The 24,071-nt window shown below is 30.6% G+C and carries 20 protein-coding genes and 3 pseudogenes; 15 read left to right on the forward strand and 8 right to left on the reverse strand.

The window, feature by feature from the left end; genetic code table 11:
- Position 1 precedes the first annotated feature (1 nt).
- From pxpB to CCO88_RS03305, 3 genes are read left to right on the forward strand one after another with little or no spacing between them, the layout of a single operon-like run.
- Entirely contained in the window at positions 2-742 is a 741-nt protein-coding gene (pxpB, locus tag CCO88_RS03295; RefSeq protein ID WP_002787656.1) for a 5-oxoprolinase subunit PxpB, read from the forward strand.
- A complete protein-coding gene (locus CCO88_RS03300; RefSeq protein WP_002790390.1) occupies positions 723-1,688 on the forward strand; it encodes a 5-oxoprolinase subunit C family protein in 966 nt (321 codons plus the stop codon). The genes pxpB and CCO88_RS03300 overlap by 20 nt, the downstream gene beginning before the upstream one ends.
- An 8-nt stretch (positions 1,689-1,696) precedes the next feature.
- Positions 1,697-2,461 carry a putative hydro-lyase gene (locus CCO88_RS03305; RefSeq protein ID WP_002785821.1) on the forward strand — a complete coding sequence of 255 codons (765 nt, stop codon included), beginning with the start codon at positions 1,697-1,699 and terminating at the stop codon, positions 2,459-2,461.
- Here the strand turns inward: CCO88_RS03305 and CCO88_RS03310 are convergent.
- The 3 genes from CCO88_RS03310 to CCO88_RS03320 all read right to left on the reverse strand — a co-directional run bounded on the left by CCO88_RS03310 (position 2,458) and on the right by CCO88_RS03320 (position 5,279).
- Complete coding sequence (locus CCO88_RS03310) at positions 2,458-3,357, reverse strand: DMT family transporter (RefSeq protein ID WP_002785820.1); 900 nt, start codon at positions 3,355-3,357, stop codon at positions 2,458-2,460. The genes CCO88_RS03305 and CCO88_RS03310 overlap by 4 nt on opposite strands.
- A gap of 133 nt (positions 3,358-3,490) precedes the next feature.
- Positions 3,491-4,072 carry an NAD(P)H-dependent oxidoreductase gene (locus tag CCO88_RS03315; RefSeq protein ID WP_002781045.1) on the reverse strand — a complete coding sequence of 194 codons (582 nt, stop codon included), beginning with the start codon at positions 4,070-4,072 and terminating at the stop codon, positions 3,491-3,493.
- A gap of 16 nt (positions 4,073-4,088) precedes the next feature.
- The gene (locus tag CCO88_RS03320) at positions 4,089-5,279 is read right to left on the reverse strand and encodes an MFS transporter (protein ID WP_002787646.1); all 1,191 of its coding nucleotides are present in this window, start codon (positions 5,277-5,279) and stop codon (positions 4,089-4,091) included.
- A gap of 123 nt (positions 5,280-5,402) precedes the next feature.
- On the opposite strand from CCO88_RS03320, the gene CCO88_RS03325 reads away from it, so the two are divergent.
- Positions 5,403-5,855, forward strand: a complete 453-nt coding sequence (locus CCO88_RS03325) for a lipocalin family protein (RefSeq protein WP_002778497.1) — start codon at positions 5,403-5,405, stop codon at positions 5,853-5,855.
- On the opposite strand, the gene CCO88_RS03330 is transcribed toward CCO88_RS03325, so the two are convergent.
- Complete coding sequence (locus tag CCO88_RS03330; protein ID WP_002784160.1) at positions 5,856-6,935, reverse strand: NAD(P)-dependent alcohol dehydrogenase; 1,080 nt, start codon at positions 6,933-6,935, stop codon at positions 5,856-5,858.
- 133 nt (positions 6,936-7,068) lie between these two features.
- Between CCO88_RS03330 and hsdR the strand changes: the two genes are divergently transcribed.
- The 6 genes from hsdR (at position 7,069) to CCO88_RS03360 (ending at position 16,327) form a co-directional block, all read left to right on the forward strand.
- Positions 7,069-9,387, forward strand: coding sequence for an EcoAI/FtnUII family type I restriction enzme subunit R (gene hsdR / locus CCO88_RS03335; protein WP_002798739.1), 2,319 nt, complete (start codon positions 7,069-7,071; stop codon positions 9,385-9,387).
- A gap of 3 nt (positions 9,388-9,390) precedes the next feature.
- Positions 9,391-11,793: an AAA family ATPase gene (locus tag CCO88_RS03340; RefSeq protein ID WP_002839395.1), complete on the forward strand. Its 2,403-nt coding sequence runs from the start codon at positions 9,391-9,393 to the stop codon at positions 11,791-11,793.
- 18 nt (positions 11,794-11,811) lie between these two features.
- Positions 11,812-13,020, forward strand: coding sequence for a restriction endonuclease subunit S (locus CCO88_RS03345; protein WP_002839397.1), 1,209 nt, complete (start codon positions 11,812-11,814; stop codon positions 13,018-13,020).
- A 119-nt stretch (positions 13,021-13,139) separates the two neighbouring features.
- A complete protein-coding gene (locus CCO88_RS03350) occupies positions 13,140-14,210 on the forward strand; it encodes a Fic family protein (RefSeq protein WP_002839399.1) in 1,071 nt (356 codons plus the stop codon).
- Complete coding sequence (locus tag CCO88_RS03355; RefSeq protein WP_002839401.1) at positions 14,211-15,698, forward strand: type I restriction-modification system subunit M; 1,488 nt, start codon at positions 14,211-14,213, stop codon at positions 15,696-15,698.
- A gap of 26 nt (positions 15,699-15,724) precedes the next feature.
- Positions 15,725-16,327 (forward strand): RBBP9/YdeN family alpha/beta hydrolase, encoded by a 603-nt coding sequence (locus CCO88_RS03360; RefSeq protein WP_002778507.1) that lies wholly within the window; start codon positions 15,725-15,727, stop codon positions 16,325-16,327.
- Between the two features lie 26 nt (positions 16,328-16,353).
- On the opposite strand, the gene solA is transcribed toward CCO88_RS03360, so the two are convergent.
- The 3 genes from solA to CCO88_RS03375 form a co-directional block, all read right to left on the reverse strand.
- Positions 16,354-17,469 carry an N-methyl-L-tryptophan oxidase gene (gene solA, locus CCO88_RS03365; RefSeq protein WP_002787633.1) on the reverse strand — a complete coding sequence of 372 codons (1,116 nt, stop codon included), beginning with the start codon at positions 17,467-17,469 and terminating at the stop codon, positions 16,354-16,356.
- 238 nt (positions 17,470-17,707) lie between these two features.
- A complete protein-coding gene (locus tag CCO88_RS03370) occupies positions 17,708-18,217 on the reverse strand; it encodes an NAD(P)H-dependent oxidoreductase (protein ID WP_002781066.1) in 510 nt (169 codons plus the stop codon).
- Between the two features lie 265 nt (positions 18,218-18,482).
- Entirely contained in the window at positions 18,483-19,454 is a 972-nt protein-coding gene (locus tag CCO88_RS03375) for a catalase (protein WP_002839403.1), read from the reverse strand.
- A 325-nt stretch (positions 19,455-19,779) separates the two neighbouring features.
- On the opposite strand from CCO88_RS03375, the gene CCO88_RS03380 reads away from it, so the two are divergent.
- The 4 genes and pseudogenes from CCO88_RS03380 to arsB all read left to right on the forward strand — a co-directional run bounded on the left by CCO88_RS03380 (position 19,780) and on the right by arsB (position 22,493).
- Positions 19,780-20,727 (forward strand): permease, encoded by a 948-nt coding sequence (locus CCO88_RS03380; RefSeq protein WP_002781068.1) that lies wholly within the window; start codon positions 19,780-19,782, stop codon positions 20,725-20,727.
- A 9-nt stretch (positions 20,728-20,736) separates the two neighbouring features.
- Complete coding sequence (locus CCO88_RS03385; protein ID WP_002830548.1) at positions 20,737-21,054, forward strand: ArsR/SmtB family transcription factor; 318 nt, start codon at positions 20,737-20,739, stop codon at positions 21,052-21,054.
- Positions 21,051-21,472, forward strand: a pseudogene (locus CCO88_RS03390) (arsenate reductase/protein-tyrosine-phosphatase family protein). The gene CCO88_RS03385 and the pseudogene CCO88_RS03390 overlap by 4 nt, the downstream one beginning before the upstream one ends.
- Positions 21,473-21,623: 151 nt before the next feature.
- Positions 21,624-22,493: pseudogene (gene arsB, locus CCO88_RS03395) on the forward strand (ACR3 family arsenite efflux transporter).
- Between the two features lie 8 nt (positions 22,494-22,501).
- Here arsB and CCO88_RS03400 read toward each other — a convergent pair.
- Positions 22,502-22,931, reverse strand: a pseudogene (locus CCO88_RS03400) (MerR family transcriptional regulator).
- A 79-nt stretch (positions 22,932-23,010) separates the two neighbouring features.
- On the opposite strand from CCO88_RS03400, the gene CCO88_RS03405 reads away from it, so the two are divergent.
- The coding region (locus CCO88_RS03405; protein ID WP_202897994.1) for a cache domain-containing protein at positions 23,011-24,071 on the forward strand (1,061 nt) is incomplete at its 3' end.

Below are 24,071 nucleotides of genomic sequence, written 5' to 3' on the forward strand. Positions count from 1 at the left end.
AATGTTTAGCGTACATTTTAGTGGAAGTAAAGCGGTGCTTTTGCGCTTTAAACAAGAAATTTCACCTCAAATTAATGCTTTGGTTTTAAGTACAGAAGCTAGAATTCAAAAAGGCATAAATGAAAATGAAATTTATGGCATAGATGAGCTTGTAAGTGCTTATTCTAGCTTGCTTATTTATTTTAATCCTTGCGTATTATCCTTAAATTCTTTACTTGATTTTTTGGAAAAAATCAAAAAGGATATTAAAATAACGGAGAAAAAATCCAATCTCTGTATTAAAGTTCCACTTTGTTATGATGAAGAATTTGGGCTTGATTTAGAATTTGTATGCAAATATCACAATCTTTCCAAGGAAGAATTGATAAATCTTCACACAAAACCCTATTATCTTGTTTTTATGCTAGGATTTATGGCAGGTTTTCCCTATCTTGGAGGACTTGATGAAAGACTTTTTACCCCAAGACTTGCAAGCCCTAGAACTAAAATTGAGGCAGGAAGTGTAGGTATTGCCGATAAGCAAACAGGAGTTTATCCGATTTCAAGCCCAGGCGGTTGGCAAATCATTGCTAGAACTCCTTTGGAATTTTTTAACAAAGAGGATGAGAAAAATCCTACACTTTTAAAAGCGGGAATGCTTTTAAAATTTAAGGCCATTTCAAAAGATGAATTTTACGATATTAAAGAACAAGTTTTAAAAAAGGCTTATCAAAAGGAAATTTATGAGTATAAAAGTCATTGAAGCTTCTATAAATTCCACCATACAAGATCTTGGGCGTAAAAATTATGCTAAATTAGGCATAGCAAGAAGCGGTGTGATGGATGAACTTTCTTTAAGGATTGCAAATATCTTACTTGGAAATAAACAAGATGAAGCAGGACTTGAGCTTTGTTTAAAGGGTGGAAAATACGAATTTTTAGATGAAAGCTATTTTGTATTAAGCGGGGCAGAATTTGAAGCTAAATTAAATAATAAAAAAATTCAAACTTGCAAAGTTTATCAAGCAAAAAAGGGTGATATTTTAGAACTTGGTTTAGCAAAAATAGGTTTTCGAGGCTATCTATGCGTAGCGGGTGGATTTAAGATAAAAAGCTTTTTAAATTCAAAATCAAGCGATGTAAAAATGGGTGTTGGGGTATTTAATGGAAGAGCTTTGCAAAAGGATGATGTATTAGAACTAAATAACAGCTTTATCCCCTTTAATCTATCAAAAAGAGAATGCGAAAATCCTGTTTTTCAATTTGCTAAAGAACCCACTATCCGTGTTATTTTAGGCACAAATGATGATGCTTTTACGCAAAATGGCTTAAATACCTTTTTAAATACTAGTTATAAAATAGGCTTAAAAAGCGATAGAATGGCAATTTATGCAGAAGCTAAAACTACGATAGAACATAAAAATTCAGCCGATATTATTTCAGATCCTGCGGTTTTTGGAAGTATTCAAGTGCCAAAAAATGGCCTACCTATCATTTTAATGGCAGGAAGACAAAGCACTGGAGGTTATACAAAAATAGCCTCTGTTATAGAAAATGACTTGCCTTTGCTTGCACAAGCGAAATTAGGAACAAATTTTAAATTTGAAAACATTAGCATGCAAAATGCTTTAGAACTTTATAAGCAAAGGGAAGAAAAATTTAAGACTTTGGATAAAAAAATCAATCTTGATTTTGAAAATTTGATTTAAGGATAAAGATGAATCCAAAAGAACTAAGAGAAAAAATCGCAAAAGGTGAGATAAAAGAACAAACTTCAGGCATGGCCTTAGGCTACGCACAAGCAAATTTGGTGATTTTACCCAAAGAATACGCTAAAGACTTTCAAACCTTTTGCATGCTTAATCCAAAACCCTGCCCACTTTTAGAAATAGTACATGGTAAATTTACTCAAAAAATTGCCAAAAATGCAAATATTTACACCGATATTCCAAAATATTTTATCTATGAAAATGGGATAAAAACTAAAGAAGCTTACGATATAAGCGAGTATTATAACGATGATTTGATAGGTTTTTTACTGGGTTGTAGCTTTTCTTTTGAAGAAGCTTTACTTGAAAAAGGCTTAGAAATAAGACATATTAGCAATAAATGCAATGTGCCAATGTATAAAACCAATATTGCTTGCAAAAGTGTAGGAGTTTTTAGCGGTGAAATGGTTGTTTCCATGCGTCCCTTTACTCCTGATAATGCCAAAAAAGCTAAAGAAATCACTGCTAATTTTCCTTTGGTTCACGGAGCTCCTGTGCAAATTGGCAATGCTAAGGAAATTGGTATAAATAATATTTTAAAAGCTGATTTTGGTGATGATCCTATTATAAAAGAAGGCGAAATTCCTGTATTTTGGGCTTGCGGAGTAACTCCACAAAATGTGATAATGAAAGCAAAATTGCCTTTTGTGATTACCCATGCGCCAGGGCATATGTTTATAAGCGATATTTTAAATTCATCTTTAAAATCTTAGGATTTTTTCTTGCCATAAATATTGATAAAATATATAGCAAAAATCGCTAAAACACAGCCTATTAAAGTAAGTATAGTAGGCACTTCATCTAAGATAAAAAAGCTACAAATCAAAGCACTTGCAGGAGTGATTAAAACAAAAGAATTTGCTTTTACACTTCCTAAAATATGAATTCCATAATAATATATACTCGTACCTACCACCGTAGATAAAAAAGCCACCACAAAAAGATTGATCCAAAATTTAAAATCAAATTGAAAGATCTCATAACTTTTAAGATCAAACAACACCCATGAAAACATCAATAATGACATAAGATTGATATAAAAATTGATCGCCAAAGGATGAGTTCCTTTTGCTTTATGAGTAAAAACAGCCATTAAAGCCCATATAAAAGCACAGCTTAAAAACAAAGCATTAAACTTACCCAAAAGCTCTTCCATAGAGCCTAAATTTAGCAAACAAAGCCCTGAAATCAAACCCAAAAATAAGCCTAGAATTTCACTCTTTGTGATCTTGTGAGTTGATTTTTTATCTTTTTGAAAGAATATCGCTATCACAAATATCAAATAAGAAAATATAGGGATCATAGTGGTTACTAAAACCCCTCCTTTACCTGCTAAACCATGCTTTATAGCGATAAAAAATACAAAGGCATAAAGTCCATTTAAAACTCCTGCTATCAAGACCCATTTTAAAGCATTTTTTTCAAGTCTAAGAGGAATTTTTAAAAAGCTTAAAACAAAAAATGAACCCAATACAACAAAGAAAAAACGCCAGAAGGTAATAATAGAAGTATCTGTATAGTTCGCCAAAATCTTAGATGTCGGCCATGAAGAACCCCATAAAAACATAGCAATAACAAGCAAGATAAATAAATATTTTGAACGATCCATTTATACTACCTTTGAAATAAATAAGAATGTTTTTATGATATCAAAATGCTAGGTTAAATAATAACCCAGCATGAATTAATGTTTATTTAAAATCATCTATGAAATGGTGCAAATTTTACATTTGCTATTTAGCTTAGCTAAACACTTTTTGCAAATGCGCTTTATAATCCTCGATGTATTTTTCTACTTGTGGATTTTTCATCACATCATTGCAAATAAAAGTCGGCAAAGGCTTCATACCTAAAAACTGATTTGCTTTGTGTAAATGCAAATACACTCCATCTACGCCCACACCTTCAAAAAACTGATCTTTATCATTAAAGGCTTCAAGTGGTGCATTCCAAGTAAGGCTAAACATATATTTTTTATTATTTACAAGTCCGCCGCTGCCATATTTTTTACTTGCATCTTCTCTACTTCTACCATCGTTTGCATAAAATTTTCCATGCCCTGCAGTAAAAACCTCATCAATGTATTTTTTCACTATCCAAGGCTCACCCATCCACCATCCTGGCATTTGATAGATGATCGCATCAGCATTAAGTATCTTTGCAACTTCATTTTCTATATCATATCCCTTATCGATATAGGTTTCATCGACCTTTAATCCCAAATTCAAAAGGCTTTCTTTTGCCACTTCGTGCAAAGTATCATTGAGCTTGCCGCCTGAATGTCCGAAACTTTTTGCTCCATTTAATAAAAGTATATTTTTCATCTTTTCTCCTTTATAATTAAATTTTTAATTTTTTATCTTCTAATCTCATTCTAACCAATACCAAAATAAGCCCTAAGCCCACCATGATGATAGAACTTATCGCAATGTATTTAGTTTCTTTTATAGAAATGACTAAGCCACAAAGAGTAGCACCTACGCTGATAGAAATATTTGAAACACTTATAAAAAGCCCATTGGTAAAATCTTTTGCCCTAGGGAAAGGAAAAGTGATGATATAATGCATTGCATTATTCATAGCCCCATTTACAATTCCCAAAATCAAACTTAATGTAAGCATGATTGCAAATTGCGCTGCATTTACAAAAATCAAAGCATATATCAAAATCATTGCCATAGAAGCAAATATAAGCGTTTGATTTGAGTGATTGACTAAAGTTTTTCCTGCGATATTATTACCAATAATACTTGCAAAACCATAAATAAAAAGTGCTAAACTGATATTTGTAAAGCTCATTTTACTCACGCTAAATAAAAATTCAGAATAATAAGAATAAAATCCTAAATATCCAGTCGAAATACAAAAAACAGCAAGCATAGAAATCCACAAAAGCGCATATCTTAGACTTAAAAGCTGTTTTCCTACCTTTATCCTACTTGTCTTTTTAAATTCAGGCATAAAAAACAAAGTGATAAAAAACGCTAAAGAATTGATCACCACATAAAAAGCCATCGCCATTTCAAAGCTAAAATTCCCACCAAAATAACTACTAAGGGGCACACCAAGAACCAAACCTGCGCTAATAGCCATAAAAATCTTTGCGACTATATGGGGTACTTTACTTTTATCATCTGCTAAATTTGCGGCTGTGCTAAAAGCAAGTGCAAGATAAATAGGATGAAAAAAAGCAGGGATAGCTCTTAAGATCAAATGAAGCCAAAAATCATTTACAAACATGCTTGCCAAAGAGCTAAGAGAAAAAATAGCCAAGCAAAATAACATAAGCTTTTTAGGATTAAAATTTGCACAAAGCATAGGTGCTATAGGCGCACAGCACATTACAATAAGTGCAAATATACTCACACTCCACCCCGCATCACTAACACTTACGCCAAATTTCTCCGATATAAGCGGTATGATCCCCATCACCCCAAGCTCCATACTGATAAGCCCAAACACACCTAGACAAAGCGTGATTAAGATCTTGATTTGATAAGTATTGTTTATAGTTATACTTGATTGTTGCATTAAAAAAACCTTTTTCAAAAAATTAAACTCGCAATTTTAATTTATGCAAGTTATAATGTCAATACATAAAGTGATGATTTAATCAGATATAAAGAATATTTCAAAAAACAAAAGGAGGATATCATGATAGAACTTATAGGAGATGTTAATTTAGAAAAATATATGGGAACTTGGCTTGAAATGGCTAGAAAACCTGCATTTTTTCAAAAATCTTGCGTTCAGTCTAAAGCTGAATATCAACTAGAATACGAAGGCTCTACCCCTGTTGTAAATATAAAAAATATCTGTGTTAAAAAAGATGGAGAGGTTTCGCAAGTACAAGGCAAAGCCAAAGTAAAATCCCCAAGAGCTTTATCGGTGAAATTTAGCATTTTTATGAATTTATTTAATAAAACAAATTATGAAATTCTCTTTATAGACACAAACTATGAAGTCGCTGTCGTTGGAAGTCCTGATAAAGAGTATCTTTGGATTTTATCTAGAAAAATCATCGATAAAAAAGAGATAGATAAACTTTTAGATATCGCTAAGCAAAAAGGTTTTGACATTAGCGATATAGTTTTTGATAAGTATTAATTACTCATCTCTCATATCGATCACATAGCGGAATTTTGCTTTTCCTGAAGTGAGATTTTCATAAGCTTTGTCGATATCTTTTGAAGTGATGAGTTCGGTTTCAGGGTAAATTTTATGTTTTAAAGAAAAATCAAGCATTTCTTGAGTTTCTGCGATTCCGCCGATTAGTGAACCATAGACTTTTTTACCCGCTTTATGCACAAAGGTTATCACGCTGATACTTGGAGCAACTTCGTGAGGTGGCAAACCCACTATCGCCATTTCACCGCCAAATTTAAGCAAATCCATATAAGCACTAGGATCATAAGGAGTTGGGATGGTAGAAATGATAAGATCAAAGCGTTCTTTTACAGCATTTTTATCTGTGCTTGTATAAAAAGAACTCACGCCCATAGCCAAAGCATCGGCTTTTTTGTTTTCATTTCTAGCAAAAACACTTACTTTTGCACCCATTTTCACAGCATATTTAACCGCCATCATACCAAGTCCGCCAAATCCTGCTACTGCTACGCTTGAGCCAGCTTTAATGTTTGAAAATTTAAGCGGAGAATAAGTGGTAATTCCTGCACAAAGCAAAGGCGCGACTTTTTCCATCGGTGCATCTTTTGGCACACAAACAGCAAATTTTTCACTTACGACTATGTTGTTTGAGTAGCCTCCATAGGTGTTTTCATTATCATGAAAAATATCGCAGCTATTGTAAGTATAGATGGTTTGTCCTTTTTCGCAAAATTGCTCTTGGGATTTTTTGCATGCTTCGCATTCTCCGCATGAATTTACCATACAGCCAACCCCTGCATAATCCCCTACTTTAAATTTGCTCACATTTTTACCCACTGCGATCACTTCTCCTGCTATCTCATGCCCTGGCACACAAGGATACACAGCTTCTCCCCACTCGCTTCTTGCAGTGTGGATGTCGCTATGACAAATTCCTGCGTATAAAATTTTAATCAAAATATCATTATCACCCACAGCGTGGCGTGTGAATTCAAAGGGTGTGAATTTCGCATCTTTGCTAAGCATAGCATAGCCCTTGCTTTGAATGCGACCATTTTCTAAAAAGATTTTAGAGTCCATTTTCTCTCCTTATTTTTTGATTTTTGAAATTATAAAACATTAGAGTAGCTATAAGTCAAGAGGGAAATTAAATTTTTTAAAAATTTATTATAAATGTTATAATTACAAAATTTAATTTCACTTTGGGGTAAAAATGCAAAATTTATATTCAGAAGATGATACAAGGGTTAAGCTTATAGACGCAAAGCTTTATGCTAGTTCTTGGAGTGAAGAAAATATCATAAGGAATTATTATTTCACCGATGGACGCAAACTCATAGGCAACAAAAGAGCTGAAAGAAAATTTGCAGATTATTTGCTCAAATTTCAAAACAACAATCTTGCCATCATAGAAGCTAAAAAACAAAACAAAGACGCCTTAGATGGCTTATCTCAAGGTATAGAATACGCTAAAACTTTAAATGTGCCTTTTGTTTATAGCACTAATGGCGATAAAATTTATGAGTATGATTTAAGGGTTTCAAGGGGTGAGTATATAGAAAATTTTCCAAGCCCTAACGAACTTTTTCAAAGAGTTTATGGAAATTTAAAAGAATGGCAATACAAACTTTTAACTCAAAGAGAATTATACATACCTCAAAAAACATTAAGATACTACCAAAAAATAGCCGTAGATAAAGTCATAGAAGCTTTAATCAATGGTAAAGATAGAATTTTACTTACCCTTGCTACCGGCACAGGTAAGACGACTATAGCTTTTGCTTTGTGTTATCGTTTGCTTGAAGCAAGATGGAATAAAGAAAACAAAGACCAAAAACCTAAAATATTGTTTTTATGCGATAGAGTGAGCTTAAGAGATCAAGCTTTGGGAGAATTTAACGCAGTAGAAAGCGATTGTAAAGTAATCAGCGCAGAAGAGATTAGAAAAAATGATGGAAAAATCATCACCAACGCAAATGTTTTCTTTGGAATTTATCAAAGTCTAGCTGCAAATTCTAAAGATCAAGAAAATACCCAAGAAGAACAAGAGAGCAAATTTTATCTACAATACCCAAAAGATTTTTTTGACCTTATCATCATCGATGAGTGTCACAGAGGCGGAGCAAACGAAGAAGGAAACTGGGCGTGCGTACTAGAGCACTTTTCATCAGCTACTCATTTAGGACTTACTGCCACACCTAAAAAGAGTGATAATGTAGACACTTACAGGTATTTTGGTGAAAGTGCGTATGAGTATAGCCTAAAAGAGGGTATAGAAGATGGATTTTTAACCCCTTATAAGGTAAAACGCATCACCACCACACTTAGCGAAGGCTATGTATATAATCCTGATGATCTCATAGAAGGAGAGCTAGAAAAAGGATTTTATAAAATGAGTGAATTTGAAAGAAATATCCATCTACCTCAATATAATGATTTTCTAGCTAAAGAAATTTTAAAACTTATAGATCCTATGGATAAAACCATCATCTTTTGTGCCAATCAAGCTCACGCAAGCGATATAAAAAGAGCTATTGATAAATTTAAAAGTGTTAAAAGAGATGATTATTGTGTAAGAGTTACGAGCGATGAGGGTAAGATAGGACTTGAATATTTAAAACAATTTCAAGACAATGACAAAAGCTATCCTGTAATCCTTACAAGCTCTAAAATGCTAACCACAGGCGTAGATGCTAGAAATGTCCGCAATATAGTACTTTTGGCAAATATAGGCTCTATCATAGAATTTAAACAAATCATAGGGCGAGGCACTAGAGTGTATGAAGGAAAAGACTTTTTTACCATCATAGATTTTGTAGGTGCGACAAAGTTATTTTATGATCCAAAATGGGATGGCGAACAAGTCAAAGATGAAGATAAAGAAGATAAAAGCGAAATTTGGGGCAAGCAAAATAAAAAAGAATCAGACAAAACAAAAGAAACAGAAAGCAAAAAAGCAATCACCGTGCATTTAAAAGGCACAAAACTCAAAGTGCTTGACATAAACACAAGCTATCTAGGAAGTAATGGCAAACCACTTAGCACTAAAGAATTTTTAGAATTTTTGATAGGCAAGCTAGCAGAATACTACGACGATGAAGTAAAACTTCGTGAAATTTGGAGCAAGCAAGAAACTAGGCTGAATTTCTTAAAAACCCTTGAAAAAGATGGAGTGGATGAAAATGCCTTGAAAGATTTGGGTGAAATTTTTGATAAAAAGGATTGTGATATATATGATGTTTTGGCACATTTGAGTTTTAATGCTGAGATCAAAACAAGACAAGAACGCGTTTTACAAGTAGAAAAGAGTGAATTTTTAAAACGCTTCCAAAAAGAAAAAGCTCTGAAATTCATAGAATTTTTACTCGGTAGATATCAGCAATACGGCATAAAAGATTTTGATAGAAGCTTGGCTCCTTTGATAGAGCTTAGCTCTTTAGGCAATGTAAAAGAAATAGTCAGTGAATTTGGCGGGGTGGAGAATTTAAAGCAAAGCGTAGATGATTTGCAAAGGGAAATTTATGCGAGGTAAAAAATGAAAATCTTAAAATTTGATAAAATAAATTTTGGCTCTTATGAAAATTTTACATGGGATAATGGTCTTGAAGAATTTAAAACAATCAATATTTTTTATGGCAGAAATTATTCAGGTAAAACGACACTTTCAAGGATAGCTAGAAGCTTTGAGCTTAAAAAACATAATGAAGATTTTTTAGATGGAAATTTTAAAATAAAACTAGAAGATGGTAGTTTTTTAACCCAAAATGATGTTATAAATTCTAATCTAGATATTAGAGTTTATAATAGTGATTTTGTAAAGGAAAATTTAAATTATCTATATGATAAAAAAGGGAATATAAAAGGTTTTAAAAGTATAGGTGTGGAGCAAAAAGATATAAAAGAAAGTATTGAAAAAAGAAAGGAAATTTTAAAAACAAGAAATGAAAAATTAAAAGATATACAAGCCAATCGGGAAAATATTTCTAAAACACAACAAGCCAAAATAAAAACTTTAAACGAAAAGCTTATAGATAAAGCTAAGTTAGTAAAAAGTGAACCAAATTTAATAAAACAGGGCAGTAATTATGATAAAAGAAATTTAGAAAATGATTTAATAGAAATTAAAGATAATATAAATGCTTATATTCTTAACAATGAAGAACAAAATCAACTTATAAAAATCTTAGAAGATAAAGAAAAACAAAATATAATTTTCAAAAATACTTTTAATAAAGATAATTTTCAAGGTATTTTCACATATTCATTAAAGATTCTTGAAAAAGAAGTTATCATTAAAGAAAATTTAACAAGCGAATTGAGAAAATGGCTAGAAGAGGGTTTGGAATTTCACAAAGAGCATTCATTTACACAGCAATGTAAATTTTGCAATAACCCTTTAACACTAGAAAGAATAGCTTGGATTGAAAATAACATAAAAGATGATAGCGGAGAAAAAGAACAAATTGAAAAAGAATTAAAAGATTTACTAGATAATTTTGAAAGCTATAAGCTAGAATCAAAAAAATTATTGCTAGGTATTGAATATGAAAATTTTTATTCTAACTATAAAGATATTTTTATTGGCTTGAAAGAACAGCTAGGAGCAAATATTGCGAATTATAACAAAGAGCTATTGAAAATAGAGGAAAAAATAAAAGAAAAACAAAAAGATGTTTTTACTCCTATAAAATTAGAAAACACAAATGATTTTTCAGATGAGATATTTTTAATATTAAATAAAATTGAAAATTTATGCAAAGAAAATGATGAATACACAAATAAATTATCAACAAATCAAGATGAAGCAAGAGAAAAATTAAGACTGAATGAAGTAGCAAAATTTGCTAAAGATAGTGATTGTTTTGCTATACAAGATGAAATTCAAAATTTAAAACAAAATATAAATACTTTGGAGAAAAGTATTGCAACACAAAATAACAAAATAGATCTTTTAGAAAGTAGAATAGAAAAATATAAAGAAAAACTTAGTAATCTAGAAACTTCTACAAGCAATATAAACAAATATTTAAAATCATATTTTGGACATAATATGCTAGAGTTAAAAGTAAAAAAAGATGACAAAGGACAATTAAATGGAGAATTTGAAATTTTAAGAAATGGCAAGCAAGCTAAGAATTTAAGTGAGGGTGAGTGTAGTTTAATTGCTTTTTGTTATTTTGTGGCAAGTTTAAAAGATGCAAACACCAAAGATAAAAATCCTATAATATGGATAGATGATCCTATCTCTAGCCTTGATAATAATCATATATTTTTTATATTTTCTGTGATAGAGAATGAAATAGTAAGAAAAAATTCTTTTGAGCAATTTTTTATATCTACGCATAATTTAGATTTTTTAAAATATATAAAAAGATTAAAGAAAAGCAAATCCAAACAAAGCAAAAATGATGAAAAAGAGTATGATTTTCCACAATACTATTTTATTGAAAAAAGCGTCAAAGAAAGTATGGAAACAAGTGAAGTTAAAAAACTACCTAAATGTTTAGAGAAATATACAACAGAATTTAATTATCTTTTTGAGCAAATTTATAAGTTTAAAAATATTGATGGTATAAATGATGAAGATTTAAAAACTTCTCTTGTTTATAATTTTGGAAATAATTTAAGAAAATTTCTTGAGATTTATTTATTTTTTAAATATCCAAATAATTTTGAGAGTTTAGATAAAGAATTAATCGAAAGATTTTTTAATGATACATATCAAAGTGATAGGATTGATGAAAATCATCAAAAAATGGTAGCAAGTATTATAAATAGGTATCAAAATGAATACTCACATTTAAGAGAGATACTTAGCAGAGGAATGCAACCTATTGATATAGAAGAAAGCAAAAAAATAGCTAAATTTATTTTAGAAACAATAAAACAAAATGATAAACAACAATATAAAGCGTTAGTTAAAAGCATAGGTAAATAAATAGAAAAAGGCAATACAATGACAAATTTACCGCAGGGTTGGAAAATGGAAACACTTGGTGAAATATTATCAAGTGATAAATACTCTATAAAAAGAGGGCCATTTGGAAGTGCTTTAAAAAAAAGCTTTTTTGTAGAAAAGGGTATTAGAATTTTTGAACAATATAATCCTATAAACAATGATCCACATTGGAAAAGATATTTTATTTCGCATGAAAAATTTCAAGAATTAGAAGCGTTTAAGGCAACAGAAGGCGACCTACTAATTAGCTGTTCTGGAACTTTGGGAAAAATAGTAGAATTACCCAAAGATACAGAAATGGGGATTATAAATCAAGCACTTTTAAAAATAAGGCTTAATAATATAAAAATCTTAAATAGTTATTTTATTTATTATTTTAATTCTCCAATAATGCAAGAGAAAATTTTAGAATCCACCTTAGGTTCAGCAATCAAAAATATAGCTAGTGTAAAAATTCTTAAACAAATCGAAATTCCGTTACCGCCGCTCAAAGAGCAAGAAAGGATAGTGGGAATTTTAGATGAGAGTTTTGCAAAGATAGATGAGAGTATAAAAATCTTAGAGCAAGATTTGCTAAATTTAGATGAGTTAATGCAAAGCGCCTTGCAAAAAGCTTTCAATCCATTAAAAGACAATGCTAAAGAAAACTATAAACTCCCACAATCTTGGGAATGGAAAAGCTTAGAAGAGATTAGCGAAAATATTTCTGCGGGTGGAGATAAGCCAAAAAACTGCACAGAAAGTAAAACTGCCAAAAATCAAATCCCTGTTTATGCAAATGGTGTAAATAATAATGGTTTAGTTGGATATACAGATAAAGCTACCATTATAAAACCTTCTTTAACTATATCTGCTAGAGGAACAATAGGTTTTGTTTGCATTAGAAAAGAACCTTATTTTCCTATTGTAAGGCTTATTTCTTTAATTCCTTGTGAAAATATATTATGCTTACATTATTTATATTTTTGTTTGAATTTTTTTATAGCAAAAGGTGAAGGTTCTAGTATTCAGCAACTTACTATACCAAAATTTAAATCCCTACAAATCCCCCTACCCCCACTCAAAGAACAAGAGCAAATCGCAGAGCATTTAGATTTTGTCTTTGAAAAGGCAAAGGCTTTAAAAGAACTTTACACTAAAGAGCTAAAAGATTATGAAGAGCTTAAGCAATCCTTGCTTAATAAAGCTTTTAAGGGAGAATTATAATGTTAAAAAATTCGCCAAATTTTAACACATTGGCTTAATATGTTAAAAATTTTTGATTTTTTTAACATATTTTTTTATAATGTTAAAATTTTTAGAAAAAATTAACATATTGGAAAATTATGAAAGAATTTATACCTCAAAAATTGCCTTTAAATATAGAATTAAATGCAAATATTTATAGTCTTATCATTAAAGCTTCTAGAAAATTAGCAGAGTTAAATGGACTTAGTAAAAGCATACCAAATCCAAGTATTTTAATCAATGCTTTGATTTTACAAGAAGCAAAAGATTCGAGTGAGATAGAAAATATCATCACAACACATGATGAACTTTTTTTATCTGATGTTGATGAAAACAAACTCACAAGAGCAGCAAAAGAAGTGAAAGATTATGAAAGTGCTTTGAAAAAAGGATATGAGTTATTAAAAAAAGAACAGTTATTAAGAAATGCACATATTTTAGAAATTCAAAAAAGATTAGAAAGAAACAATGCAGGCTTTAGAAAACAAAGTGGCACAATGCTTAAAAACCCTATTACAGGAGAAATCAAACACATACCCCCACAAAATCATAGCGACATACAAGAGCTTATGAGAAATTTAGAGCAATACATTAACGATGATAGTTTAGATGAATTTGATTTTTTGGTAAAGATGGCAATTATACATTATCAATTTGAAAGCATTCATCCTTTTTATGATGGCAATGGCAGAACGGGTAGGATTATAAATATACTTTATTTAGTATATAAAGGACTTTTGGATTTTCCTATTTTATATCTTAGTGCTTATATAGTAAAAAATAAAGATGAGTATTATAAGCTTTTGCAAAAAGTGCGTGATGAAGGGGATATTTTAAAGTGGATAGAATACATACTTAAAGGCATAGAGCAAACCGCTGCAAAAACTATTGAAACTATCATTAAGATAGAAAAAATGATGTCTAATGTAGGTGAAATTTTACAAAATAAAACGAATTTTTATAGTAAAGATTTTGTAGAGCTTTTGTTTTCTCATCCTTATACAAAGATAGATTTTTTGATAGAAAAATTAAATATTTCTAGGCAAAGTGCCTCAAAATATCTTAAAATTTGTGAAAATTTAGGGGTATTAGAATGCATTAAAATAGGTAGAAATCATTATTATATAAATATAGAACTTTTAAGACTTTTTAAAAAGGGAATTTTTTAAATGCAAAATAAAATCGACAAAATCACAGACATACTAAGACGCGATGATGGTATAAGCGGTGCGATGCACTATAGTGAGCAAATCAGCTGGATATTGTTTTTAAAATTTTTAGATGATTATGAAGAAGAATTAAAACTAGAAGCTATCTTAAATGATAAAGCATATAAAAGCATTTTAGAAGAAAAATTCAGCTGGAGAATATGGGCAGCTCCAAAAACAAGTGAAGGCAAACTTGATGTAAAAAATGCTTTAAGCGGAGATGATTTGCTTAACTTTGTAAATAACGAGCTTTTTCCATATCTAAAAAGCTTTAAAGATAATGAAAATTTCAAAAGCATAGAGTATAAAATAGGCGGAATTTTCGAGTTTATAGACAATCGCATAGCCAATGGACACACCTTAAGAGAGGTTATAAATTTAGTCGATGAGCTAAGCTTTAGTAAAGAAAGTGATGTATTTGCCTTAGGTGAAGTTTATGAAAAGCTTTTAAAAGATATGGGAAGCGATGGGGGAAATAGTGGAGAATTTTACACGCCACGCCCTTTGATAAGAGCTATGGTAGAAGTGATAGATCCTAAAGCAAAAGAAAGGATTTATGATCCTGCTTGTGGGAGTTGTGGGTTTTTAGTAGAAAGCTTTTTGCATATCTTGTATGAAGACAGGAATAAAAACAAAAAAGCAAATTTAAGCGTAGAAGAGCTTGAATTTTTACAAAATGATGCATTATTTGGCAAAGAAAAAACCCCACTAAGCTACGCAATGGGCGTGATGAATATGATCTTGCACGAGGTAAAATCTCCAAATATCATCAAAACAAACACTCTAAATAAAAAAATCACAGACATAACCCAAAGCGAAAAATATGAAGTGATTTTGGCAAATCCACCCTTTGGAGGCAAGGAAAAAGAACAAATTCAAAACAACTTTCCCGTAAAATCAAACGCTACTGAGCTTTTATTTTTACAACATATCTTAAAATCTTTAAATAACAACGGAAGATGTGCTATAATAGTGCCTGAGGGCGTGCTTTTTCAAAATTCAAATGCCTTTGTAAGCGTGAAAAAAGACTTGCTAGAAAATTTCAATCTCGAATGCGTTTTAAGCTTGCCAAGCGGGGTATTTTTACCTTATAGTGCGGTAAAAACCAATGTGCTTTTTTTCTCAAAAGGAAAAAGAAGTATTTGTGGTGAAGATGATAAGGTGTATTATTATGAGCTTATACCACCTTTTAAACTCACCAAAAACAAGCCTTTAGAATACGCACATTTTGAGGAATTTTTAAAAATCTATAAGGAAAGAAAAATCACTCCTCATTCTTATCTAGTTAGCATAAAAGAACTTGAAGAAAGAAACTATGATATAAGTGCTAAAAATCCAAATTCCAAAGAAGAAAAAACCTTGCGTGAAGTAGAAGAAATCCTAAGCACTTTAAAGGCAAATCAAGAAAAAGCCAATGAGCTTTTGCAAAAAATACAAAATATTATCTAAACTACTGAATTTTAGAAAGGACACTTATGAAAAAAATCATCTTTTTGCTTTGTCTTTGTATTAGCTTTGTTTTTGCTAAGCAAATTTATATCGTGCATGGCTATGGCAGCGATGAGAATTACGGATTTTTACCAAGTGTAGCAAAGAATTTAAAAGCTAAAAATCATGAAGTTTTACTTTTAAGTTTCCCTAATGCTTTTTCGCCTAAGCTTGATGAGTGGATGCAAACCATGAGTCAAAATTTCACAAAACTTGATGAAAATACCTTTTTTATCACGCATTCTTTAGGTGGAGTTGCGGTGCTTGATTTTTTAAATTCGCTTGATGAAAGGACTAAAATCGGCGGTGTAATAATGGTTGCACCCTTTGATGAACCTTTGGCAAAATTGCCTATTTTAAATGATTTTATAAAGCCAAAATTAGACTATAAAAAGCTTGATAACATGATAATTCACAAAATCATCATCAGCGCAAAAGACGATAAAGTCGTGCCAATTTGGGTGAGTGAAAATTTAGCCAAAAAGCTAAATGCTAAATTCATACAAACTCCAAATGGTGGACATTTTATGGAAAGCGAAGGCTTTAAAGATTTGCCTTTGGTTATAGAAGAATTAGAGCGTATTAAATAACCCTTAAATATAAGGGTTATACAGCTTTATCCAAAACGCTTTAGGCTAAAATACTGCTTTATACTCGGATCTAGCTTTTGAGTCTGCAATGCTTTCACGCCTAAAAGTCCAAGTGCGGGAGCAAATTTAAACCCATGACTAAGCCCACCCATAAAAAAGAGATTTTCATCTAAAAAATCGATGATAAAATCATCATCAGGGCTTAAAGGATAGGTGCAAACACTGCCTTTGCTAAAATCTTTTAAATCAGGAAAAAATTCTTTGATATGCTTGTCTATATCAAGAGTATCTTGCTCATAAGATCCAAATTCCACGCGTTCTTCGCGGGTGCTAATGATCTCCCCTACTTTATCTCTACCCACTTTTAATCCATCTGCAAAATCAGGAAAACCATAAAAATAATCGTCTTCAAATTCGAGTATAAACGCTGGAAAACCTTGTGAGAGTTTATAAGAATCCGTATCAAACCAATTCACCACTTTGCGTCTAATGCCCACAGGCACTTTTGGCAAGTCAAATTCACACACGCCCAATACTTCATTGACATAACTTCCTGCACTGATTAGAATTTGTTTTGCTTGTATGCTGGAATTTTGTGTTTGTATTTTATACACTCCATTTTCTTTACATATGCGCACGATTTCATCACACAAAGTATGCGCACCAAGCTTGCAAGCAGCGTTGATAGCACTTTTTACACTCAAATCACTATACACAAAGCCTGTGTCTGTTTCTAACACGCCGAAAAAATCATCCGATACGCAAATATTATAATTTTCTTGCAATTCTTTGGCATTTAGAATTTTTGCTTTAAGATCGTAATTTTTCACACTTGAAAGCACATTTTGCATAAAAGTAGAATTTGAGCCGATATTTAAAAGCCCACAACGCTCAAAAAGCTTGATATTTTGCTCTTTTTCAAATTCTCCCCAAAGCGTGTATGCCTCTTGTAAAAGCGGTATATACTTTTCACCCTCGCCATAAGCTATACGAAAAATCCTTGTATCACCATGATAAGAACCTTGAGTATGGGGTGCTTGAAATTTATCTATAAGACAGGTTTTTAAGCCCATTTTAGCCGCATAATACCCCGCAAAACTCCCCACACTACCACTTCCAATAACCGCTATGTCATAAGTCATTTTATCTTCCTTTATATCGCCAATTTGATACATAAAATTTGGAAAAAATTATACTATAAATATTAGTTCAGTGTTTATAAAAAATAAAAATTTATCCCTTGCTTAGAAATTTTGAGGATTAAAATTTAATTAAAAAATTTAAGGCGATCAATCACCTTAAATTCAAGCTTTTTATATTGCTAGAGTTTTAGAAATTTTTTGTAAGTTGTAAGCATTTTCTTAAATTTATAAAAAGTATTTAAGAACACCCTGAATTTTGACTTATAGCGTCTTGATAAGCTTTTAAATCAAGCTTATTTGCATCTGCACTAAAGATTGCAAAAGGCTTTAAACTCTTACATCCTAGATATTCAAATGCATAACAAATCGGCTTTAAAAGCTCTTCTAAAGTCGCACCATGATGCCCATCATAACTCTCTTGCGCGCCGCCTAAAGTCGTTACAATCTGAAATTTTTTATCTTTTAAAAGTTCTTTATTTTCTCCATAAAGAATTGCTGTTAAAACCCTATCTTGCCACTCTTTTAAAAGCGCTGGAGTGCTAAACCAAAAAAGTGGAAATTGAAAGATGATTTTATCGGCATTTTTTAACAAAGCCATTTCTTTACTGACATCGATTTTACCCTCTTTGTAAATTTCGCTAAGATTGTGAATTTGTACTTGTTTTGAATTTTTAATGCTTTCAAACAAAGCCTTATTTGCCTTAGAATCTTCCCAAAATGTATGTGCGAAAATGATTAAAGTTTTCATTTTTTTCCTTTTTTAGTATTTACTAAATTATAAAGTATAAGTGTAAATATTATATAGAATACTAGGGTTAATTATTTTTATATTTTTACTCTAAAATCACATTTTTATATTTCAAAAATACTAAATTATCACTTGTATTTTATATCTCATAAAACCTATATTTTTCACAAACATAAAAAAATGAATCCCCAAAGCTTAATCTTAAGACAAGCTTTGGCAAAACAGTATAAGTTCTTAAAAGACTTTAACCCTTGAAAGTAAAGATTTATTGACGCATGCCAAAAGTGATAGCATAAGCCTCGTTTCTTACATCGAACAAAGGATCTTGTGGCGGATTTACTCCTTGAGGTACATCTGAAGGGAAATATACATCAAAATTACAATCTTCATCACTCAAAGCATTAACTTTAAAAGTTCCAACTAAGCTTTCTTTATGCTTACCACTCCATAAAGCTGTCGTTTCATTAATAATATCATTTTTATTTGCATATACTAAATACATTTTATATTCTACTGGCTTATTAGTCTTTACGCGATCTTTGAAATCTTCTTTTAAAAAATCACTACTTGCGCTTTTCATTTGCGCCTCATTTAAATACGCCACACCTTCACTTGGAACTAATTTCCATCTCGCTGGCAAATAATTTTCTCCATCTGCTTGTTTAAAATAAAAAGTATGAATACTAAAAAATGGAGTATTTGCTACACTTTTGCTAATACCAATTTTATCAGTATATGCAGCAAAATTTCTATAGGAATCAATCTCTTGCATCATTTTACTTATTTTTTCTTGATCAACTTTACCATTTACAGGAAGTCTCATTTCAAAAAACTGACCAAATTCTTTAGGATTTTTTGCAAAATTTATTTCTGTATTTAACATAACCATAGTCCAAGAAGCAGAATCTTGAGGATCAGTAATTCTAATAGCCATGCCTCTTGTTTTGCTTTTATCATCTTTAAAAGCTCCACCTAAAGAATACCTTACTTGAATTGGTAAACTTTTGTATGTCAATAAAGGCACATCAATTTCTTTATTAATAGATTGTGCTGGCTCAAAAGTTCCCATAGCACAAAAACCTTTTGCATGATTAACTTTTACTTTGGGATTTTTAGGATCCGCATTGAGTTGATAAAAAATATCCGCTATTTTTTGTGCATTATATTTTACATCATTTGCATAAATAGCACTACTTAAACAACAAATAGCCAAACAGCTACTAATATATTTTTTCATTACAAACTCCTAGTTTCAAAATTTTTAAGTAGGCATTGTAATATTTAACTATAAACGATAATTTGCATTATTAATGAAAATTGTTATAAATTCAAATATCCTTATTATGCTAATATTTTAAGTTTGCATTTTTAAAATATACAACATCTAAATAGTAACTATAGAAATTTTAAAATTAACTTTTATATCTTAACTTTATTATTTCAAGTAAAAACTTTATTTTAAAACACTCTGTATATATATTACATTATCAATATATAAATATATATTGACATATTAATAAATTTATATTACACTGCTCTAAAAATTTTTACAAGGAAAAACAATGCAAGTATTTTTTAACACTTTTAAAGAGTTTTTATATCTATTTGTCGAGCTTTCTGTGCTTTTTATAGGAATTTCTTTTCTTATTAGCATTATCAACCAAAAATATGAAGGAATGTTTAGAAAACAACTGAGCGGAGATAAAATTTCAAGCTATTTTAAAGCTATATTTTTAGGTGCTTTAACGCCTTTTTGCTCCTGCTCTACCATACCGCTTTTAAAAGCATTTTTAGAAGCTAGGGTAAAACTTAGCGTGTGCTTGGCTTATCTTTTTACCTCACCTCTTATAAATCCTATCATTTTTACCATGCTTTTTGTTACCTTTGGCTTGAAATTAAGTCTTATGTATGTATTGTTTTTAGTAATTTTTATTTTTATAATTTCTCTTATTTTTTCAAAATTTAAAGAAGAGTACTTTTTAAAACATACTCCTAAAAACTCAGCCCCAAGCATTTTCACACAAAATGCTAAAAACATAGGTAAAATAGTCTTTAAACCAAGCTCTTGTTGTGCTAACACTCAAAACAAAACTAACGATACAAAGATAAATTTCAAAAAACTTTTTAAAGAGAGTATTGCAAACTATAAAAAATTGCTACCCTATATAGTAATCGCAGTGCTTATAGGAGCTTTGATCCATGATTTCATCCCTCAAGAAATTTTACAAAAATACCTAAGTGGCAATGAAATTTTAAGCATTATCCTAGCAGCGTTTTTTGGAGTTTTGCTTTACTTAAGAGTAGAAACCATCATCCCTATAGGCTTGATACTTTTACAAATGGGAATTTCTCAAGGTGTGATTATGAGTTTTTTAATCGCAGGTGCGGGGTGTTCTTTACCCGAACTTGTTTTACTTAAGCAAATGTTTAAGATGAAATTTTTATTATTGTTTATAGCTATCATTTTAAGCGTAGCCATATCTTTTGGTATGCTTATAAATTTCATATAAGGAAAATAAATGCAAAAGTTTTTAACCATCATTTCAGCGATCAACGATGAAAGCAGAGTGCTTGTCTTATACCATCTTTTAAAATATCAAGAACTTTGCGTGTGTGATTTGCAAAAACTTTTAAACATGGGGCAATCAAGACTTTCAAGACATTTAAAAATTTTAAAAGATGCAGGATTTTTATATGTCAAGCGTAAGGGAACTTGGGCGTATTATGGTATCAACGATGATCTTTTAAAGCTACACTCTGACCTTTTTGAAAATATTAAAAATCTAGATATTGACAACATAGTTTTAGAACAAAACACTTGCGAGAATGATAAATGAAACTTGCATTTATTTGTATTCACAATAGCTGCCGTTCTCAAATGGCAGAAGCACTAGCTAGGTATAAAGCTGAAAAAATGGGCGTAGATATCGAAGTATTTTCCGCAGGAAGCGACACTTCTAAGGGTGTAAATTCACAGGCTATAAGACTTATACATGAAATTTATCAAATCAATATGAAAAAGCATTATTCTAAACTCATTGATTCTTTGCCTCAAAATTTAGACATAGTCGTAAGTATGGGTTGTGGTGTGGCTTGTCCTAGCTTAAAATCAAGATATTATTTTGATTTTGGATTAAAAGATCCTAGCGGAAGCTGTGATGATGAGTTTAAAAAATAATTCAAATTTTAGATTATAAAATAACAGCTCTTTTACAAGCCATAAAGACAAATTCTCTTAAGGACTTTACATGTTAGGTTTTATCGATAGATTTCTCACGCTTTGGATATTTTTAGCTATTTTTTAGGCTTGGTTTTAGGTATCATTTTTCCTAATATCGCTTTATTGTGGAATTTATTTGAGTACAAGTCTGTAAATGTAGTATTGACTTTATGTCTTATTTTGATGATGTATCCGCCTTTGGCTAAGGTTGATTATGCAAAGCTTTCAAAGGTATTTGATTCTAAAAAAGTTATCTTGCTTTCTATGATTTTAAATTGGTTCATAGGCCCTTTGCTTATGTTTATCTTAGCTTTTATTTTCTTAAAAGACGAGCCTTTATATATGCAAGGAGTTATCATCATCGGCTTGGCAAGATGCATCGCAATGGTGGTGATATGGAGCGATTTAGCAAAAGGCGATAGAGAATACACCAGTGCTTTAGTAGCGATGAATAGCATTTTTCAAATTTTATTTTTTTTCCACTTTGGCTTATATTTATCTAGATTTTTTACCAAAATTACCAGGTCAAAGCACTTTAGCTACAAGTTTAGATATAGATTTTTCAGCTCTAAGTAAAAATGTTTTGATTTATTTAGAATTCCTTTTTTAATGGGCTTTATAACAAGAACCCTACTTTTAAAATACAAAAGCAAACGATGGTACGAAAATACCTTTTTACCTAAAATCAGCCCTATAACTCTTATCACCCTGCTAGCAACTATTATCATTATGTGTTCTTACAAAGCAAATGAAGTATTTCACCTGCCTTTAGAAGCTTTAAAAATAGCCTTTGTTTTGACTTTGTATTTTATCTTCATGTTTTTTCTAACTTGGTTTATTTCTAAGAAAAATCATCTTTCTTATCCTAAAACTTGTTCTTTATGCTTTAGTGCTAGTGGAAATAACTTTGAATTAGCTATAATCATTTGTATTGCTACTTTTGGGCTTCACTCAGAACAAGCTTTTGCAAGCATTATAGGCCCCTTAGTAGAAGTTCCTGTACTTATCTTACTTGTAAAATGGGCATTAGGCAAAAGTTTAAATTCTAAAAAATGAATCAAGCCTCATGATTCTTTGCAAAACTTATCACAAGGTTGATAGTCCTTGCTTTCTGGATTAAACCCATCGGCTTCATTTACAAGCATTTCTTCATAAATTTTTATCTTTTTGCTTAAAACTTTTTCACTTTCTTTTAATGTTTTAATCTGGTTTTGTAATTTTTTCTTTGTTTGCTTTAACATCTCTTGTCTTTCTTTGGCAGTTTTTATACCCAAAGAGCAAAGTTTTATATAATGTTTGATTTGTTCTATTGGCATACCTGAAATTCTAAGCCATTCTATCCATTTTGCCCATTCTATATCGCTTTTTGAAAAATATTTCACACTATTTTCATCTTTTTGAACAAAAGGAAACAAACCTTTTTTAGCCCAAAATCTTAAAGTATGAGCGCTAATTTTTGTTTCTTTTTCTACCTCTTTTCATAGTATAAACCATATTTTCTCCTTTTTAAAATAAAAATAAAAAATTTATTTTTATTTTTTTGTGATAAAATAATAGCCAAATTATTAGTTTTATACTAAAAATAACAAAAATTAAAAGGAAAATAATGAATAGTATTAAAATCAAACTTTCTCTCATTGCAAATTTAATTGCAATTTTTGCCTTAATTGTTCTAGGTATTGTAAGTTTTTATTTTACAAAAACCTCACTATATGAAAGCACTCTTAAAAATCAAACTGACCTACTTAAAGTCACACAATCTACCGTTGAAGATTTCCGTTCCACAAATCAATCTTTTATTAGAGCTTTAGAAAAAGATATCGCGAACTTACCTTATCAATCTTTAATCACTGAAGAAAATATTATTAACAATGTTGGTCCAATATTGAAATATTATCGTCATAGTATAAATGCACTAAATGTTTATTTAGGTTTAAACAATGGAAAAGTTTTACTTAGTCAAAAATCTAATGATGCAAAAATGCCTGAATTACGTGATGATTTAGATATAAAGACAAAAGATTGGTATCAAGAAGCTTTAAAAACAAATGATATTTTTGATACACCAGCATATTTAGATACAAATTTAAAACAATATGTAATAACATATTCAAAAGCTATTTATAAAGATGGCAAAATCATAGGAGTACTGGGTGTCGATATACCATCAGAAGATTTGCAAAATTTAGTTGCAAACACTCCTGGAAATACTTTTTTATTTGATCAAAAAAATAAAATATTTGCAGCAACCAATAAAGAATTATTAAATCCATCCATTGATCATTCTCCTGTTCTAAATGCATATAAAACACATGGAGACCATAACTTTTTTAATTATGGATTAGACGGCAAAGAAAGACTTGGAGCTTGTACTAAAGTCTTTGCTTATACAGCTTGTATTACCGAAAGCGCTGATATTATAAATAAACCTATTTATAAAGCTGCATTTATTCAAGCCATTGTTGTCATTATTGTAGTAGTATTTAGCGTCATCCTCCTTTATTTCATCGTATCAAAATACCTCTCCCCACTTGCAGCTATCCAAACAGGTTTAACTTCATTCTTCGATTTCATCAACCATAAAACTAAAAATGTTTCTACTATTGATGTAAAAAGCAATGATGAATTTGGTCA

This window comes from Campylobacter coli LMG 9860 (assembly GCF_000254135.1).
Classification (GTDB): Bacteria; Campylobacterota; Campylobacteria; order Campylobacterales; family Campylobacteraceae; genus Campylobacter_D; species Campylobacter_D coli.